This is a genomic window from Caballeronia sp. RCC_10 (genome assembly GCF_041360715.1).
GTDB lineage: Bacteria > Pseudomonadota > Gammaproteobacteria > Burkholderiales > Burkholderiaceae > Caballeronia > Caballeronia grimmiae.
The window spans coordinates 55,487-72,154 of sequence record NZ_JBFUPT010000005.1; the positions used below are offsets into that span (position 1 = coordinate 55,487).

Genomic DNA, 16,668 nt, shown 5'->3' on the forward strand with positions numbered 1-16,668 from the left:
GAACCATCGACGATGCTTGCCTGTCGAGGCGTCGGGGCAGTATAACCGACGCCCCTCGCGCGCAAGGCCGATGCCCGCCCGGAAGGCGGCCGTTGGAAACGGTGTGGTAACTTAACGCCAAATACGCGGCGCGGGAATCGCGTATGACGAAAAAACACGAGACGAGAGCCGACGACAACGGCACTGCGAGACATCATGGCCACCGGCTTCTATACGCATCCCGACTGCCTCCAGCATGACAACGGCCAGTGGCATCCCGAATGCCCGGCGCGGCTGCAGGCGATCGAAGACCAGCTCATCGCGAGCCGGATCGATTCCCTGATCGAGCGCGAGGAAGCGCCGCTCGCCGAGGAAACCGACCTCGCGCGCGTGCATACGCAGGCGCATATCGACTACATCAAGAGCCGCACGCCGGAGCAGGGACGAAGCGAACTGGACCCCGATACGTCGATGTGTCCGGCTTCCTACCGCGCGGCGTTACGTGCTGCGGGCGCGGCCATCGCGGCTACCGACGCCGTCATGGAAGGGCGATACGACAACGCATTCTGCAGCGTGCGTCCGCCGGGGCACCACGCGGAGCCCGCCCGCGCGATGGGCTTCTGCCTCTTCAACAACGTCGCCATCGCGGCGCGTCACGCGCTCGAAGTGCATGGCCTGGAGCGCGTTGCGGTCATCGATTTCGACGTGCATCACGGCAATGGCACAGAGGCCGCCTTCACCGGCGATCCGCGCGTGCTGATGTGCAGCTTCTTCCAGCATCCGTTTTATCCGTTCAGCGGCGCGGACAACCACGCATCCAACATGGTGAACGTGCCGCTGCCGGCGCGCACGAAGGGCATGGCCGTGCGCGAAGTCGTCGATCTTATGTGGCTGCCGCGTCTCAATGAATTCAAGCCGCAGATGCTGTTCGTCTCCGCCGGCTTCGACGCGCATCGCGAAGACGATCTCGGCAACATGGGCCTCGTCGAGGACGACTACGCGTGGATCACCGAGCAGATTCGCGCCGTGGCGAAACGTCACGCGCAAGGGCGCATCGTCAGTTGTCTCGAAGGCGGCTACAACCTGTCGGCGCTCGGCCGCAGCGTCGTCGCGCACTTGCGGGCGCTGGCCGAGATTTAAGCCCGGCGGCTGCGGGCATAGTCGGCGCGCACGAGCGTCCAGTCGATCAGTGCGCGAATCACGCGATCGCGATCCAGATCGTTGAGCGTCTCGTGATAACTGCCTTCGTAGATCGCGAGGGTGGCGTCGGTCGAACCGGCGCTGGCTTCGAATTCGCGGCTGCCCGCGGGATCGCAGATCGCGTCGGCGCCGCCGTGGAAGATCAGGTAGGGCACCGTGATATCTGCGCGCTTCACCGCGATGCGTTCCATCGCTGCAAGAATCTGCGCAGCGGTGCGCGCGGTCACGGGTCCGTGATGCACGAGCGGGTCGCGCCGATAAGCCTCCACGACGCCGGGCGCACGCGATAGCAACGCGGCATCGATTTGCAACGCGCGCCAGCGTGGCAACACCGTGCCGACGATTCGCGCCAGCTTCGCCTTCCAGCGCGGCATGTCCTTGCCGGGCCGAAGCGCGGGGCTCGACAGGATCATGCCCGCAAGCGTCCCTTCCTCCGCCCGCTCCGCGGCATGCAACGCGGCGACGGTCCCGCCCATGCTGTGGCCCATGAGGAAAAGCGGCGTATCGGCGGGAGGCGTGGCGGCGCATGCTTCGAGCAGGACGGCGGCATCGCTCAGATAGTCGTCGAAAACGCGCACATACGCGCGCTCGCCCGACGACTTGCCGTGGCCGCGCAAGTCCAGCGCGATCACTTCGATGCCGGCCGCATTCAACGTCTGTGCGAGCGCGTCATAACGTCCGGCATGCTCGCCGAGCCCGTGCAGCAGCGCGATGCGCGCCTGCGGCACCGTTGGCGGCGACGGCTGCCAGCGGTGCAAAAACAGTTCGACGCCCTGTCGCGTCGTGATGGTGCTCGTCGAATAGACGTTTCGTGCCATGAGCGCTTAAATATCCAGCGGTAATTAGTCGATCGGAATTCATTATTAAACAGAATGAGGTGCGTCCTGTAAAATCGCTTCTCTCATAAAACAGCAGAGAACCAGCGGCGGCCGGCTGCGCGGGTGCGTTCACCCGGCGAAGCCTTCCGCCGTTTGTATTTTCACGACCGGCGCATGATCGAAATACGTAATCTCTCGCAGCGCTTTGCGGGACCTCGGGGCTGGGTGGAAGCGCTGCATAACGTCAATCTGGCGATTCCCGCCGGCGAGATCTTCGGCATCATCGGACGCAGCGGGGCGGGCAAGAGCACGCTGGTGCGCACCATCAACCTGCTGACGCGGCCAAGCGAAGGCAGCGTCGTCGTCGATGGGCGCGACCTCACCACGCTCGGCAAGGATGACCTGCGTGCCGCGCGCCGCGACATCGGCATGATCTTCCAGCACTTCAACCTGCTGTCGTCGCGCACGGTGTTCGGCAACGTCGCGCTGCCGCTCGAACTCGCCGGCAAGACGCGCGCACAAATCGAAGAGACGGTGCTGCCGCTGCTCGAACTCGTCGGCCTCACGCAGCACAAGGACAAGTATCCGGCGCAAATCAGCGGCGGACAGAAGCAGCGCGTGGGCATCGCGCGGGCGCTCGCCAGCAAGCCGAGCGTGCTGCTCTCCGACGAAGCCACGTCCGCGCTCGATCCCGAAACCACGCGTGCCATTCTGGACCTGCTGCGCAAGATCAATCGCGAGCTGGGGCTGACCATCGTGCTCATCACGCACCAGATGGAAGTGATCAAGCAGGTCTGCGATCGCGTGGCCGTGCTCGATGCCGGACGCGTCGTCGAAGAAGGGAAGGTGGTCGATGTCTTCATGCAGCCGCGTCACGAAGTCACGCGCGCGCTGATCGGCGACGTCATCGCGCACGAGTTGCCGCCCGCGTTGAAGGCGCGCGTCGCCGAGCGTCTTTCGACCGGCAGCGGGCATTTGCTGCGGCTCGCGTTCACGGGCTCGGGCGTCGATCAGCCGATTCTCTCGGAGACGATTCGCCGCTACGAACTCGATTTCAACATCCTGCATGGCCAGATCGACGAGATACAGGGCCAGGCGTTCGGCTCGCTCGCGGTGCTCGCGGGCGGACAGCCGGTGAAGGTCGCGGAAGCGATCGCTTATTTGCGCTCGCAAGGCGTCGTGGTGGAGGAGCTTTCCCATGTTGAGTGAAATGTTCGACATGTTCGTGCAGTCGTTCTGGGAGACGCTGGTCATGGTCGGCATCTCGGGACTCATCGGCGCGGCGCTCGGCCTGCCGCTCGGCGTGCTGCTCTATCTGACCGATCGCGACGGCGTGCTGCAGAACATCGGCGTGAATCGCGTGCTCGGCGGCGTCGTGAATGCGGTGCGCTCGACGCCCTTCATCATCCTGCTCGTTGCGGTGATCCCGTTCACGCGGCTCGTCGTCGGATCGTCGATCGGCACCGCGGCGGCGGTCGTGCCGCTGACCATCGCGTCGGCGCCGTTCATCGCGCGTCTCGTCGAAACGGCGCTGCGCGAAGTCGATCGCGGCCTGATCGAAGCCGCCCAGGCGATGGGCGCGACCACGAGCCAGATCGTGTTCAAGGTGCTGCTGCCGGAATCGCTGCCGGGCGTCGTCGCGGGACTGACGATCACGTTCGTGTCGCTCGTCGGCTATTCGGCGATGGCGGGCGCGATCGGCGGCGGCGGCCTCGGAGATCTCGGCATCCGCTACGGCTATCAACGCTTTCTCCCTGAAGTGATGCTCACGGTCGTCGTGATCCTCATCGTGTTCGTGCAGCTCGTGCAGTCGTTCGGCGACTGGCTCGTGCGCCGTCTGAGCCATAAATAACCACATCGAAAAGAAAGGTCAGCACATGCAACGTCGATTCATTCTGAAGTTCGCCGCCGCTCTGGGTGCGGCATCGCTGTTCAGCGCAGCGCACGCGGATGACAACGCGATCAAGGTCGGCGTGACGGGCGGCCCGCACGCGCAGATGATGGAAGTGGTGAAGCAGGTCGCCGCGAAGAACGGGCTCAAGATCACGGTCATCGAATTCTCGGACTACGTGCAGCCGAACGCCGCGCTCGCCGCCGGCGATCTCGACGCGAACAGCTATCAGCATCAGCCGTATCTGGACGCGCAGGTGCGCGATCGCGGCTACAAGCTCATCAAGGTGGCCGATACCGTCACGTTCCCGATGGGCATCTATTCGAAGAAGCTGAAGTCGCTCGCGCAATTGCAGAACGGTGCGCGCATCGCGGTGCCGAACGATCCGACCAACGGCGGCCGTGCGTTGCTGCTCCTGCAGAAGCAGGGCTTGCTGAAGCTGCGCGCCGACGCCGGTCTGAAGGCGACGCCGCTCGATATCGTCGAGAATCCGAAGAAGCTGAAGATCGTCGAACTGGACGCGGCGCAGATTCCGCGCTCGCTCGCCGACGTCGACGCCGCCGCGATCAACACGAACTTCGCGATGGAAGCAGGCCTGAAGCCGAAGTCCGATGCGATCGCGATTGAAGATCCGCACGGCCCGTACGCGAACATCATCGCGATTCGCGCGGCCGACAAGGACAAGCCGTGGGTCGGCAAACTGGTCGCCGCGTATCACTCCGCCGAAGTGAAGCAGTTCATCGAAGGCAAGTATGCAGGCGCGGTGATCGCAGCCTGGTAAGCCTTGGCGCCGGTCGTCCGGGTTTTTCGGGATGGAAAAAGAACGACCGTTCCATAAAAATGGGCGCAAAGCTCGAAATCCCTATCCAATCTGATGCACGCTAACCCGGCCCTCCCGTCTGGAGGGGGAAAACGCGATCGTGTCGCTCGTATAATGAGCCTGGGTTGACGTAATCGTAACTTTGGAGCGTGTGCATGAAAATTCTGGTGCCAGTCAAGCGCGTGGTCGACTACAACGTCAAGGTGCGCGTGAAGTCGGACAACACGGGCGTCGATATCGCTAACGTGAAGATGTCGATGAACCCGTTCGATGAAATCGCCGTGGAAGAGGCGGTTCGTCTGAAGGAAGCAGGCGTGGCGACCGAAGTGATCGCCGTTTCGTGCGGCGTGACGCAGTGTCAGGAAACGCTGCGCACGGCGCTGGCGATTGGTGCGGATCGTGCGATTCTGGTCGAGTCCACGGAAGACCTGCAGCCGCTCGCGGTCGCCAAGATCCTGAAGGCCTTGGTCGATCAGGAAAAGCCTGAGCTGGTCATTCTCGGCAAGCAGGCTATCGACGACGATTCGAATCAGACCGGCCAGATGCTCGCTGCACTGGCGGGCCTGCCGCAAGCGACGTTCGCATCGAAGGTGACGATCGCCGATGGCAAGGCCACGGTGTCGCGCGAAGTCGATGGCGGCGCGGAAACGCTGTCGCTGAAACTGCCGGCGGTGGTCACCACCGACCTGCGCCTGAACGAGCCGCGTTACGTGACGCTGCCGAACATCATGAAGGCGAAGAAGAAGCCGCTGACGACGGTGAAGCCCGCCGACCTCGGCGTGGACGTGACGCCGCGTCTGAAGACGCTGAAGGTCGTCGAGCCGCCGAAGCGCAGCGCGGGCGTCATGGTGCCCGACGTGAAGACGCTGGTCGAGAAGCTCAAGACCGAAGCCAAGGTGCTGTGAGGGAGACGCGAGAAAATGACGATTCTGGTTATTGCAGAGCATGACAACGCGTCGATCAAGGCGGCGACGTTGAACACGGTCGCGGCAGCGGCCAAGATGGGCGGCGACGTGCACGTGCTGGTCGCGGGCTCGAACGCGCAAGGCGCGGCGGATGCGGCGGCAAAGATCGCGGGCGTGAGCAAGGTGCTGCTCGCCGATGCGCCTCAACTGGCCGAAGGCCTCGCTGAGAACGTCGAAGGCACGGTGCTGAATATTGCGAAGGATTACTCGCATATCGTTGCGCCCGCTACCGCGTACGGCAAGAACGTGGCCCCGCGCATCGCGGCGCATCTCGATGTCGCGCAAATCAGCGACATCACCGCTGTCGTCAGCGCTGACACCTTCGAGCGCCCGATCTACGCCGGCAACGCAGTCGCGACGGTGCAGTCGAGCGATCCGATCAAGGTCATCACGGTGCGCGGCACCGGCTTCGACGCGGTCGCGGCGGAAGGCGGCAGCGCGTCGGTCGAGAAAATCGACGCGGCGGCGGATGCCGGCATCTCGCAGTTCGTAAGCCGTGAGATCACGAAGCTGGATCGCCCGGAACTGACGAGCGCGCAGACCATCGTCTCGGGCGGTCGCGGTCTCGGCAGCGGCGAGAACTACACGCACGTGCTCGAACCGCTCGCGGACAAGCTCGGCGCGGCGCTGGGCGCATCGCGTGCGGCGGTCGATGCCGGTTATGTGCCGAACGATTATCAAGTCGGCCAGACGGGCAAGATCGTCGCGCCGCAGTTGTACGTGGCGGTCGGCATCTCGGGTGCGATTCAGCATTTGGCCGGCATGAAGGACAGCAAGGTCATCGTCGCGATCAACAAGGACGCCGAAGCGCCGATCTTCAGCGTGGCCGACTACGGCCTCGTTGGCGATCTGTTCTCGGTCGTCCCGGAGCTGGTCAAGGAACTCGGCTAGAACGCGCGGCGGTAATCGCTGCACGAAGAGCGAAAGGGCGCGACGACCGTTGCGCCCTTTTTTGTATCCGTGGACGAGAGAAGCATCACAGGAGGAGACACGACAATGAGCTACCGCGCCCCCGTCAAGGACATGCTGTTCGTGATGAAGGAACTGGCGGACCTGGACAGCATCGCCGCGTTGCCCGGCTTTGAAGACGGCAACTTCGATACCGCGCAGGCCGTCCTCGACGAGGCCGCGCGCTTCTGCGGCGAAGTGATTGCGCCGCTGAACGTCGCGGGCGACCGCGATCCGAGCGCATGGTCCGACGGCGAAGTGCGGACGACGCCGGGCTTCAAGGACGCGTTTCGCCAGTTCGGGCAAGGCGGGTGGCAAGGCGTCATGCATCCGTCTGAGTTCGGCGGACAGAATTTGCCGAAACTGATCGCGACGGCGTGCATGGAAATGCTCAACTCGGCGAATCTCTCGTTTGCGTTGTGCCCGCTGCTGACCGACGGCGCGATCGAAGCGTTGCTCACGGCCGGCACCGACGACCAAAAGGCGCGCTATCTGCCGAAGTTCATCGCCGGCGAATGGACCGGCACGATGAATCTCACCGAGCCGCACGCCGGTTCCGATCTCGCGCTGGTGCGTACGCGCGCCGAACCGCAGGGCGACGGCACGTACAAGCTCCTCGGCACGAAGATATTCATCACGTATGGCGAGCATGATATGGCCGAGAACATCGTGCATCTCGTGCTCGCGCGCACGCCCGACGCGCCGGAAGGCGTGAAGGGCATTTCGCTCTTTATCGTGCCCAAGTTTCTCGTCAACGATGACGGTTCACTCGGCGCGCGCAACGACGTGCATTGCGTGTCGATCGAGCACAAGCTCGGCATCAAGGCGAGCCCGACGGCGGTATTGCAATTCGGCGATCACGGCGGCGCGGTCGGTTATCTGATCGGCGAAGAGAATCACGGCCTCGAGTACATGTTCATCATGATGAACGCGGCGCGCTTCGCGGTGGGGATGCAGGGCGTCGGCGTATCGGAGCGCGCGTATCAGCAGGCGGTCGCGTACGCGAAAGAGCGCGTGCAAAGCCGTCCGGTCGATGGCAGCGCGAGGGAAGCGGTAACGATCATCCATCATCCCGATGTGCGCCGCATGCTCGCGACGATGCGCGCCTATACCGAGGGCGCGCGCGCACTGGCGTATGTCGCCGCCGCGCACAGCGATGTCGCGCACGCGCATCCGGACGAAGCGCAGCGCAAGAAACATCAGGCGGTGTACGAGTATCTCGTGCCGATCGTCAAAGGCTTCAGCACCGAGATTGCCGTCGATGTCGCGAGCATCGGCGTGCAGGTCCACGGCGGCATGGGTTTCATCGAGGAGACGGGCGCGGCGCAGTATTACCGCGATGCGCGCATCTTGCCGATCTACGAAGGCACGACCGCGATCCAGGCGAACGATCTGATCGGCCGCAAGACCGTGCGCGACGGCGGCGCGGCGGCGCAACTGCTGCTCGCACACATCGATCAGACGATCGCCGCGCTTGCAGAAGTCGATGGCCAGCCGTTCAAGTCGATGCATCGGCATCTGAGCGCGGGCAGTTTGTCGCTCGGGCGGTCGGTGGAGTTCATCGTCGCCAGGATCAAGAGCGATCCGAACGCCGTGTTCCTGGGGAGCGTGCCGTATCTGCGGCTGGCGGGCATCGTGCTGTGCGGATGGCAAATGGCGCGAGCGATGCTGGTTTCGCACGCAAGACGCGCGGAGGACGGGCCGTTCCACACGGCGAAGATCGCGACGGCGCAGTTCTATGCGGAGCACATTCTGTCGCTCGCACCAGGACTCGAGGCCGCGATCGTCAGCGCGAACGGCAGCGAAGGCGTGCTCGCGCTCAGCGAAGATCAGTTCTGAAACGACAACGGCGCCTTTCTTTCGAGAGGCGCCGTTGTGTATGCGTACTCAGACGTTGGCGTAAGCCGGTCGCGTATTCACGCCGACATCGCCGAAATAGCGATGCACCGACAAGTCATCCGAGCGGATCGCCGGCTGCTTGCCGGACATCAGATCGGCGAGCAACTGACCGGAGCCGCACGACATCGTCCAGCCCAGCGTGCCATGCCCCGTGTTGAGGAACAGGTTCGGCAGCGGCGTGCGGCCAACGATCGGCGTGCCGTCCGGCGTCATCGGGCGCAGGCCGGTCCAGAACGTGGCGCTCGTGGTATCGCCGCCGCCGGGGAACAGGTCGTTCACGCACATTTCGAGCGTCTCGCGGCGCGCCTTCTTGAGCGTCTTGTCGTAGCCGACAATTTCCGCCATGCCGCCCACGCGGATGCGATCGTTGAAGCGCGTGATCGCGATCTTGTACGTCTCGTCGAGCACCGTCGACACCGGCGCGCGGTTCGCATCGACGATCGGCGCGGTGATCGAATAGCCCTTCAGCGGATACACCGGAATCTTGATGAGGTCGCCAAGCAGCTTCGGCGAATACGAGCCGAGCGCGACGACATAGGAATCGCCCGTCACGAGTTCATCGCCGCATTTCACGCCCGCGATGCGGCCGTTGCTGACTGCGAGCGCATCGATCGGCGTGTTGTAGCGGAACTTGACGCCCAGCGATTCGGCCATCGCGGCGAGGCGCGTGGTGAACATCTGGCAGTCGCCGGTTTCGTCGTTCGGCAGACGCAGGCCGCCCGTCAGCTTGTGCGAAATGGCGGCCAGCGCCGGTTCCGCCTGCGCCAGTTCCGCCGACGACAACAGCTCGAACGGCACGTTTGCATCCTTCAGCACGCCGATGTCCTTAGCCGCGCCGTCAAGCTGCTGCTGCGTGCGGAAAAGCTGGAGCGTCCCGCCCGTGCGGCCTTCGTACTGAATGCCGGTGTCGGCACGCAGCGCCTGCAGGCAATCGCGGCTGTATTCGGCGAGGCGCACCATGCGGCCCTTGTTCACCGCGTAGCGGTCCTGCGTGCAGTTGCGCAGCATTTGCCACATCCACTGCAACTGGTTCATCGTGCCGTCGAGCCGGATCGCGAGCGGCGCGTGCTTTTCGAACATCCATTTGACGGCCTTCAGCGGCACGCCCGGCGCGGCCCACGGTGACGCGTAGCCCGGGGAGATCTGTCCCGCATTGGCGAAACTCGTTTCGAGAGCAGGGCCGGCTTCACGGTCGATGACCGTCACTTCGTGCCCTGCGCGCGCCAGATAGTACGCACTCGTCACGCCGACCACGCCGCTTCCGAGAATAACGATTCGCATGAAATCTCCAGTTTTTCGATCCGGCCGGACACTGTCGCTTCGCATGAACCGCGGCGGATTGTCCGTCTAGTGTTATCGCCTATAATATTGCGATCAAGGCAGTTTTGGTTAATGTATTTGGCGGATTTTTAGCAAAAAACACATGAGAACGCAGCGAAATCCGGTCCGGGCGCTCGACAAGCTCGATCACAAGATCCTGAATATCCTTCAGCAGGACGGGCGCATCGCGATGAAGGATCTTGCGGAGCGCGTCGGGCTCTCGGTGACGCCGTGCATCGAGCGAGTGAAGCGCATGGAGCGCGATGGCGTCATCACGGGCTACTACGCTCGCGTGAACCCGACGCAACTGGGCGCGGCGCTGCTGGTTTTCGTCGAAATCACGCTCGATCACAAGAGCGGGAACATGTTCGAGCAGTTTCGTCGCGAGGTGCAGCGCATTCCCGAAGTGCTCGAATGCCATCTCGTTTCGGGCGATTTCGACTATCTGATCAAGGCGCGCATCGGCGAAATGGCCGATTACCGGAAACTGCTCGGCGACATTCTTCTGCAACTGCCGGGGGCGGTGCAATCGAAGAGCTATGTCGTGATGGAGGAGATCAAGGAGACGCTGACGATCCCCGTCGATGTGTGAAATTTCCGCTAGCGGCGACGCGGCGATACTGTATATTTATACAGGTATCTCGACGACAAGCTCTCACCGAAATGCCGACGCCGGACCGCGAATTTCCCGTTGCACCGCCTTCGCCGCTCAAGGGGCGAGGCGCCGTCACGAACATTCAGGGGCGATACGAGCGTGACGAGCGCGAGTCCGTCGATGACGGCTGGGTTCACGAATCGGCTGAAGAAGAAGGCGCGCCGGTGCTGCGTACGCAAGTGTTCGAGGAGCGCGCCAAAAGCATTCTCACGCGCAACAACTCGCCGGACATTCCTTTCACGGTTTCGCTCAATCCGTACCGCGGTTGCGAGCACGGCTGTATCTACTGCTTCGCGCGGCCGACGCACAGCTATCTAGGGCTCTCGCCGGGACTCGATTTCGAAAGCCGCATCTATGCGAAGGTCAATGCCGGCGACTTGCTCGAACGGGAGCTTGCGAAGCCCAACTATCAGCCGGATCCCATCGCGCTGGGCGTCAATACCGACGCGTATCAGCCGGTCGAGCGCGACCTGAAGCTCACGCGGCGCGTGACCGAAGTCCTGCACGACTGCGGGCATCCGTTTGCGGCGATTACGAAGTCATCGCTGATCGAGCGGGATATCGACTTGCTCGCGCCGATGGCCGAGCGCGGGCAGTTCATGGCCGCAATCACCGTCACGACGCTCGATGCCGACATCGCACGCACGCTGGAACCACGCGCCGCCACGCCGTCGCGCCGGCTGCGCACGATCCGCACACTTGCCGACGCCGGGATTCCGGTGGGCGTCAGCATCGCGCCGGTGATCCCGTTCGTCACCGAGCCGGACCTCGAGCGCGTGCTGGAAGCGTGCGCGGAGGCGGGCGCGACGACGGCGAGTTACATCGTGCTGCGCTTGCCGTGGGAAGTCGCGCCGCTTTTCAAGGATTGGCTGACCGCGCACTTTCCGGCGCGGGCGGACCGCGTGATGAGCCGCGTGCGCGACATGCGCGGCGGCAAGGACTACGACTCCGATTTCGCCACGCGCATGAAAGGCGAAGGTCTATGGGCCGATATGTTGAAACAGCGCTTTCATCAGGCGACGAAGCGGCTCGGGCTGAATCAGCGCAATCGCGGCATCCTGGATATGTCGGATTTCAAGCGCCCGGCGCTTACCCGGACGCCGCCGCGCACGGGTCAACTCGATCTGTTCTGAGCGCGGCGCTCACTGAGACAAGGCCTTCGCGGCCTCGACCTGACCTTCGAAGTACGTCTGGAACGTCAGCGCGAGTCCCGTCATGAGCAGGAACGCGCCGATCAGCAGCGAAAAGATCACGACGAAGATCACGGTCCAGCCGGAGTCGCTCTCACGATTCGTGTGGGCATTGAACTGCGCGTCCCACTTTGCGTCCGGGCGCAAGCCGTACACGATGGCCGAAAGAAACGCCGCCAGCAACGAGACCGCGCCCGGAAAGGCGAGCGCCCAACCGAGCACGGAGGTGCGCTCGCTCGCCGCGAGCATCAGATAGCCGAACGCGCCCATCACGATGCCGACGATATGCGCCCAGCCGTACTTGTCGCGCATGCCATACAGATAGAAGCGGTGCAAACCAATGCTGCCGAACAGAAACGCGAGCGCCGCAGTTAGCGTCTTCGAGCGAAAGTAGGTCGGGGCGGACTTCGGGGCAGCGGGCGTGGCGACGGACGGGGAGGTCATCAGCGAAAGCAGTGGTAAGGTGTTGGCGCGCCCGTGCGATAGCAGCGCAATCCGTTATTTTACGATGCGCCCGGCGCAGCCAACAGAACGCCGCAAGCGCGGGTTTCAGCGATAGCACACAGGTCAAAATTCTTCCGAAGCACGCGCCGCTCGCGAAAAATGCGTTAAGTGTTTGTTCGTGCTTTGGATTCCCGCTATAATCGCGTGTTCTGGTAGTTCCGAACCCCGGTTTTCAAGGATTTCAGCATGGTCATCATCCGTCTGGCTCGTGGCGGCTCGAAGAAGCGCCCGTTCTACAACATCGTCGCAACCGATTCGCGTAGCCGCCGTGACGGCCGCTTCATCGAGCGCGTGGGTTTCTACAACCCGGTCGCTACGAAGGGCGAATCGCTGCGTATCTCGCAAGATCGCCTGACCTACTGGCAAGGCGTTGGCGCGCAACTGTCGCCGACCGTCGAGCGTCTGGTCAAGCAGTCGCAACAAGCTCAGCCGGCTGCTTAAGCCGTCTGATCGATTGAAGCGATGGAAACGATTGTGCGCGCCGCGAGGCGCGGCGCAGTCGCCGAATCGTTCGAAATTTGCCCAAAGGTTCGCTGATGCCCGCGCGTGATCCCAGAAACGGCCACGAATCCGGCGCTGTCAGTCAACCGAAGCCGGGGCAGGAAGAAGGCGCCGGCACGTTTGGTGCGTTTGTCCGCAAGCCGGGCACGCGCCGCGTGGCGGCCGGCGCTTCTGCGGCAGTCAAGCCGGAAGAGCACGCGGGCGGCATCGAGCCCGTCGAGCAATTGCCGGAAGACGCGGTGGAAGTCGGCTTCGTCGCGGATGCCTACGGCCTGAAGGGCTGGGTCAAGGTCACGCCGCATGCAAACGGCAAGTCGGGCGGCGATGCATTGCTCGCGGCCAAGCGTTGGTGGCTCGTCAAGAATCGCGACCGCAAGCTCGCGCGTTGTATCCAGTCGAAGGTGCATAGCGATTCCATCGTCGCGCGCCTGTCGGGCTGCGACGACCGCGACGCCGCCCTCGCGCTGAAAGGCCACACGGTGCATATTGCACGCAGCGACTTTCCGAAGCTCGACGACGAAGACGAGTTCTACTGGGTCGACCTGATCGGCATGGCAGTCGAAAACGAGGCGGGCGTCGCGCTCGGCCACGTCGCCGACATGATCGACAACGGCGCGCATTCCATCCTGCGGATCGAGTATCCGAGCGAAACGAAGGATGGCAAGCCCGTCACCGGCGAGCGGCTCGTTCCGTTCGTCGGCGTGTATGTGAAGACGGTGGATCGGGCGGCGAAGCGCATCATCGTCGACTGGGACGCCGACTATTAATCCGGTGCTCTCGTCAGCAACACGCGACACCGGCGGAATACGGAGAGGGCGATGCAGTTCGATGTCGTGACGCTCTTTCCAGAGATGTTTCGCGCACTGACCGACTGGGGCATTACCAGCCGGGCGGTGAAACAGGGGCGCTTCGGTCTGCGCACGTGGAATCCGCGCGATTTCACCACGGACAACTATCGCACCGTGGATGATCGGCCTTACGGCGGCGGTCCCGGCATGGTCATGCTGGCGCGTCCGCTGGAAGACGCGATCGCCGCGGCGAAAGCGACGCAGCGCGAGCAGGGCATCGAGGGCACGCGCGTCGTGATGATGTCTCCGCAAGGCGCGAAGCTCGACCACGATCGCGTCATGCGTTACGCGCAGGAACCCGGCCTCGTGCTGTTATGCGGCCGTTATGAAGCGATCGACCAGCGTTTGATTGATCGCGTCGTGGACGAGGAAGTCAGCCTCGGCGACTTCGTGCTGTCGGGCGGCGAATTGCCCGCGATGGCGCTGATGGACGCCGTGGTGCGCCATATTCCCGGCGTGCTGAACGACGCGCAGTCGGCGGTGCAGGACAGTTTCGTCGATGTATTGCTCGATTGTCCGCACTACACGCGCCCCGAGGAATACGAAGGCGTGCGCGTGCCGGACGTGCTGCTCGGCGGGCATCACAAGGAAATCGACGCCTGGCGCAGGCGCGAAGCATTACGCAATACCCTATTCAAGCGGCCCGATCTAATCGCACGGGCGCGCAAGCAGAAGATGTTGAGCCGCGCCGATGAAGCGTGGCTCGCAGAACTCGCAAAGGGCGCGTCGAAGTCTGAATAGACCGGCGCGAACGAGCGGGACAAGGGGGCGTCGTGAAAACGGCGTCTGAAGCAAACCCATCCTCTACCGGGGCCTCATCGACAGCAGTGCGAGGCACGCAACTTCGGCAAGATGGCACAAGGAGTCAGTAATGAATCTGATTGAACAACTCGAGAAGGAAGAGATCGCACGCGTGCTGGCCGAGAAGACCATCCCCGACTTCGGTCCGGGCGACACGGTCATCGTCAACGTGAACGTCGTCGAAGGTACGCGTAAGCGCGTTCAGGCTTACGAAGGCGTCGTGATCGCAAAGCGCAATCGTGGCCTGAACTCGAACTTCATCGTCCGCAAGATTTCGTCGGGCGAAGGCGTCGAGCGTACGTTCCAGACCTACTCGCCGCTGCTCGCGAGCATCGTCGTGAAGCGCCGCGGTGACGTTCGTCGCGCGAAGCTCTACTACCTGCGCGAGCGTTCGGGCAAGTCGGCTCGAATCAAGGAAAAGCTGGTCTCGAAGGACCGCGCTGCTTCCGCCGCCGAGTAAGTGGCTCAGTAGTTCGTTGCACCGGAAAAAGCACCCCTCGCGGGTGCTTTTTTCTTTGATGTGTTCCAATCGTATCTTCGACATTCAGGCTTGAGACCGTGTCCACTGGCAAGACATCGACTCCGCGCATCCTCGAACCCGAACTCATGCCGGTTCTCTCGACCGGCGAAAACATGCCGCCGATCCCGCCCGAGCGCCTGACGCCGGACGGACTCCGCGCGCATTTCGCGAAGGAACTCGAATGGACGCAGGAGCCGCCTGAACAGCGCATCAAGGCAATTGGCGGCGATCCGCGTGTGGCCTCCGTGCTGGTGCCGCTGGTGGTGCGCGAAGGCGGGCTGACCGTGCTGCTGACTCAGCGTGCGGATCATCTGTCGGACCATGCCGGTCAGATCAGCTTCCCTGGCGGGCGGCGCGAGCCCGAAGACATCGACGCCGCCGCGACCGCGCTGCGTGAAGCGCACGAGGAAGTGGGCCTGAGCGCGGAGCATTGCGAAGTGATCGGCGCGATGCCCGATTATCTGACCGGCACCGGTTTTCGTGTGACGCCGGTCGTCGCGCTGGTGTATCCGCCGTTTTCGCTGCAGGCGGACACGCGCGAAGTCGCCGATATCTTTGAAGTGCCGCTCGCGTGGCTCATGAATCCGGCGAATCACGAAGTCCGCGTATTTCGATGGGAAGGCGGCGAGCGCCGTTTCTTCGCGATGCCCTACACGCCGGCCGCCGGCAAAGCGCCGTACTTCATCTGGGGCGCAACAGCCGGCATGTTGCGCAATTTCTATCGCTTCCTCGCCGCGTGAGCGGGACGGCGCAAGCACCATGCGTGATGCGCGCGCGCCACGCGCCCGGCCGGGGTGATGCGCGCGCGAGGTGCTGTGCTATCGTTACGCGAAACTCGAATTAACCGACTGTTTCGGCGCCTCGCATGACTTTTTTCTCCGTATTGCTGGCTCTCATCATCGAGCAAGTGCGCGCGCTCACGCCGCACAATCCCGTTTCGGCGCTGCTTCACTATCATGCGGAATCCACCGCGCATGGCTTCGACGCCGGCAAGCAGAAGCACGGCATCGTCGCGTGGCTCGTCGTCGTGCTGCCGTGGACGCTGGCAGTCGGGCTCGTCTATTACGTGCTGTATCGCATCAACTTCGCTCTGGCGTTCCTCTGGAACGTGGTGGTCGTTTACTTCACGCTTGGCTTCCGCCAGTTCAGCCACTATTTCACCGATATCCACCTCGCCCTGAACAACGACGACGTGCCGCGTGCGCGCGAAGTGCTCGCACAGTGGACCGGGCTCGACACCATCGACATGCCCGTCAGCGAAATCGTGCGTCATACGCTGGTTCACGCGGTGATCGCGTCGCATCGGCACGTGTTCGGCGTGTTCTTCTGGTTCCTGATCCCGGTCGGTCCGGCGGGCGCGGTGTTCTATCGCATCGCGGAGTATCTGGCGCGTGCGTGGGCCGTGCCGAGTCCTGAACGCACGGCCGAGTTCTCGTCGTTCGCGCAGCGCGCTTTCTTCTTCATCGACTGGATTCCGACGCGCCTCACCGCGATGGGCTTCGCGATCGTCGGCAACTTCGAGGACGCGATCTACGCGTGGCGCAATCATGCGCGCCAGTGGCCCGATGCGAATCAGGGCGTGCTGCTCGCGGCGGGCAGCGGCGCACTTGGCGCGCGTCTGGCGGGACCGCTCGCGGAGCCGTTGAGCGTGGAGGCGCTGGCCGTCGGCGATGCGAGCCCGCTGCCTGTCGGCGACGACTGCACGCCGCGCACGCTGCAATCGGCGGTGGGTCTCGTGTGGCGCGCGGTCATCCTGTGGATGTTGCTGCTGCTGATGCTGACCATCGCCGTCTGGCTGGCTTGAGGCGA

General features: G+C 63.5%; 18 protein-coding genes. 15 read left to right on the plus strand and 3 right to left on the minus strand.

Translation table 11 applies throughout. The features are described from left to right. The first annotated feature begins 195 nt into the window (after positions 1–195). Positions 196–1,119: a histone deacetylase family protein gene (locus tag AB6804_RS11760; RefSeq protein ID WP_035959673.1), complete on the plus strand. Its 924-nt coding sequence runs from the start codon at positions 196–198 to the stop codon at positions 1,117–1,119. Here AB6804_RS11760 and AB6804_RS11765 read toward each other — a convergent pair. Continuing rightward, positions 1,116–1,997 (minus strand): lysophospholipase, encoded by an 882-nt coding sequence (locus AB6804_RS11765; protein WP_370886618.1) that lies wholly within the window; start codon positions 1,995–1,997, stop codon positions 1,116–1,118. The two genes, AB6804_RS11760 and AB6804_RS11765, sit on opposite strands and share 4 nt — an antisense overlap. A gap of 174 nt (positions 1,998–2,171) precedes the next feature. Here AB6804_RS11765 and AB6804_RS11770 point away from each other — a divergent pair, with 174 nt between their 5' ends. The 6 genes from AB6804_RS11770 (at position 2,172) to AB6804_RS11795 (ending at position 8,460) form a co-directional block, all read left to right on the plus strand. Next, positions 2,172–3,206: a methionine ABC transporter ATP-binding protein gene (locus AB6804_RS11770; RefSeq protein WP_370886619.1), complete on the plus strand. Its 1,035-nt coding sequence runs from the start codon at positions 2,172–2,174 to the stop codon at positions 3,204–3,206. Continuing rightward, complete coding sequence (locus AB6804_RS11775) at positions 3,196–3,849, plus strand: methionine ABC transporter permease (protein WP_035959668.1); 654 nt, start codon at positions 3,196–3,198, stop codon at positions 3,847–3,849. Before AB6804_RS11770 ends, AB6804_RS11775 begins: the two co-directional genes overlap by 11 nt. 25 nt (positions 3,850–3,874) lie before the next feature. Further along, positions 3,875–4,669 (plus strand): MetQ/NlpA family ABC transporter substrate-binding protein, encoded by a 795-nt coding sequence (locus AB6804_RS11780; protein ID WP_035959667.1) that lies wholly within the window; start codon positions 3,875–3,877, stop codon positions 4,667–4,669. A 194-nt stretch (positions 4,670–4,863) separates the two neighbouring features. After that, entirely contained in the window at positions 4,864–5,613 is a 750-nt protein-coding gene (locus AB6804_RS11785) for an electron transfer flavoprotein subunit beta/FixA family protein (protein ID WP_035959665.1), read from the plus strand. A 15-nt stretch (positions 5,614–5,628) separates the two neighbouring features. Then, positions 5,629–6,564 (plus strand): electron transfer flavoprotein subunit alpha/FixB family protein, encoded by a 936-nt coding sequence (locus AB6804_RS11790; RefSeq protein ID WP_244794300.1) that lies wholly within the window; start codon positions 5,629–5,631, stop codon positions 6,562–6,564. Between the two features lie 105 nt (positions 6,565–6,669). Then, complete coding sequence (locus AB6804_RS11795) at positions 6,670–8,460, plus strand: acyl-CoA dehydrogenase (protein ID WP_370886620.1); 1,791 nt, start codon at positions 6,670–6,672, stop codon at positions 8,458–8,460. A 48-nt stretch (positions 8,461–8,508) separates the two neighbouring features. Here AB6804_RS11795 and AB6804_RS11800 read toward each other — a convergent pair whose 3' ends face one another. Then, entirely contained in the window at positions 8,509–9,801 is a 1,293-nt protein-coding gene (locus tag AB6804_RS11800) for a D-amino acid dehydrogenase (RefSeq protein ID WP_370886621.1), read from the minus strand. A 142-nt stretch (positions 9,802–9,943) separates the two neighbouring features. Here AB6804_RS11800 and AB6804_RS11805 point away from each other — a divergent pair, with 142 nt between their 5' ends. Both AB6804_RS11805 and AB6804_RS11810 read left to right on the plus strand, forming a co-directional pair. Continuing rightward, entirely contained in the window at positions 9,944–10,432 is a 489-nt protein-coding gene (locus AB6804_RS11805; protein WP_035959661.1) for an Lrp/AsnC ligand binding domain-containing protein, read from the plus strand. Between the two features lie 71 nt (positions 10,433–10,503). After that, positions 10,504–11,628 (plus strand): PA0069 family radical SAM protein, encoded by a 1,125-nt coding sequence (locus AB6804_RS11810; RefSeq protein WP_370886622.1) that lies wholly within the window; start codon positions 10,504–10,506, stop codon positions 11,626–11,628. Positions 11,629–11,637: 9 nt separating this feature from the next. On the opposite strand, the gene AB6804_RS11815 is transcribed toward AB6804_RS11810, so the two are convergent. Beyond that, a complete protein-coding gene (locus AB6804_RS11815) occupies positions 11,638–12,129 on the minus strand; it encodes a hypothetical protein (protein WP_370886623.1) in 492 nt (163 codons plus the stop codon). 246 nt (positions 12,130–12,375) lie between these two features. Here AB6804_RS11815 and rpsP point away from each other — a divergent pair, with 246 nt between their 5' ends. From rpsP to AB6804_RS11845, 6 genes are all read left to right on the plus strand, one after another. Further along, positions 12,376–12,630: a 30S ribosomal protein S16 gene (gene rpsP, locus AB6804_RS11820; RefSeq protein ID WP_035959657.1), complete on the plus strand. Its 255-nt coding sequence runs from the start codon at positions 12,376–12,378 to the stop codon at positions 12,628–12,630. 95 nt (positions 12,631–12,725) lie between these two features. Next, positions 12,726–13,457 carry a ribosome maturation factor RimM gene (rimM, locus tag AB6804_RS11825; RefSeq protein ID WP_370886819.1) on the plus strand — a complete coding sequence of 244 codons (732 nt, stop codon included), beginning with the start codon at positions 12,726–12,728 and terminating at the stop codon, positions 13,455–13,457. Between the two features lie 51 nt (positions 13,458–13,508). Then, complete coding sequence (trmD, locus tag AB6804_RS11830; protein WP_370886624.1) at positions 13,509–14,279, plus strand: tRNA (guanosine(37)-N1)-methyltransferase TrmD; 771 nt, start codon at positions 13,509–13,511, stop codon at positions 14,277–14,279. A gap of 130 nt (positions 14,280–14,409) precedes the next feature. Next, a complete protein-coding gene (gene rplS / locus AB6804_RS11835; RefSeq protein WP_370886625.1) occupies positions 14,410–14,799 on the plus strand; it encodes a 50S ribosomal protein L19 in 390 nt (129 codons plus the stop codon). A 146-nt stretch (positions 14,800–14,945) separates the two neighbouring features. Continuing rightward, positions 14,946–15,599, plus strand: a complete 654-nt coding sequence (locus AB6804_RS11840; protein WP_244794757.1) for a CoA pyrophosphatase — start codon at positions 14,946–14,948, stop codon at positions 15,597–15,599. 125 nt (positions 15,600–15,724) lie between these two features. Further along, complete coding sequence (locus AB6804_RS11845; protein ID WP_244794307.1) at positions 15,725–16,663, plus strand: CobD/CbiB family protein; 939 nt, start codon at positions 15,725–15,727, stop codon at positions 16,661–16,663. The last annotated feature ends 5 nt before the right edge of the window (positions 16,664–16,668 follow it).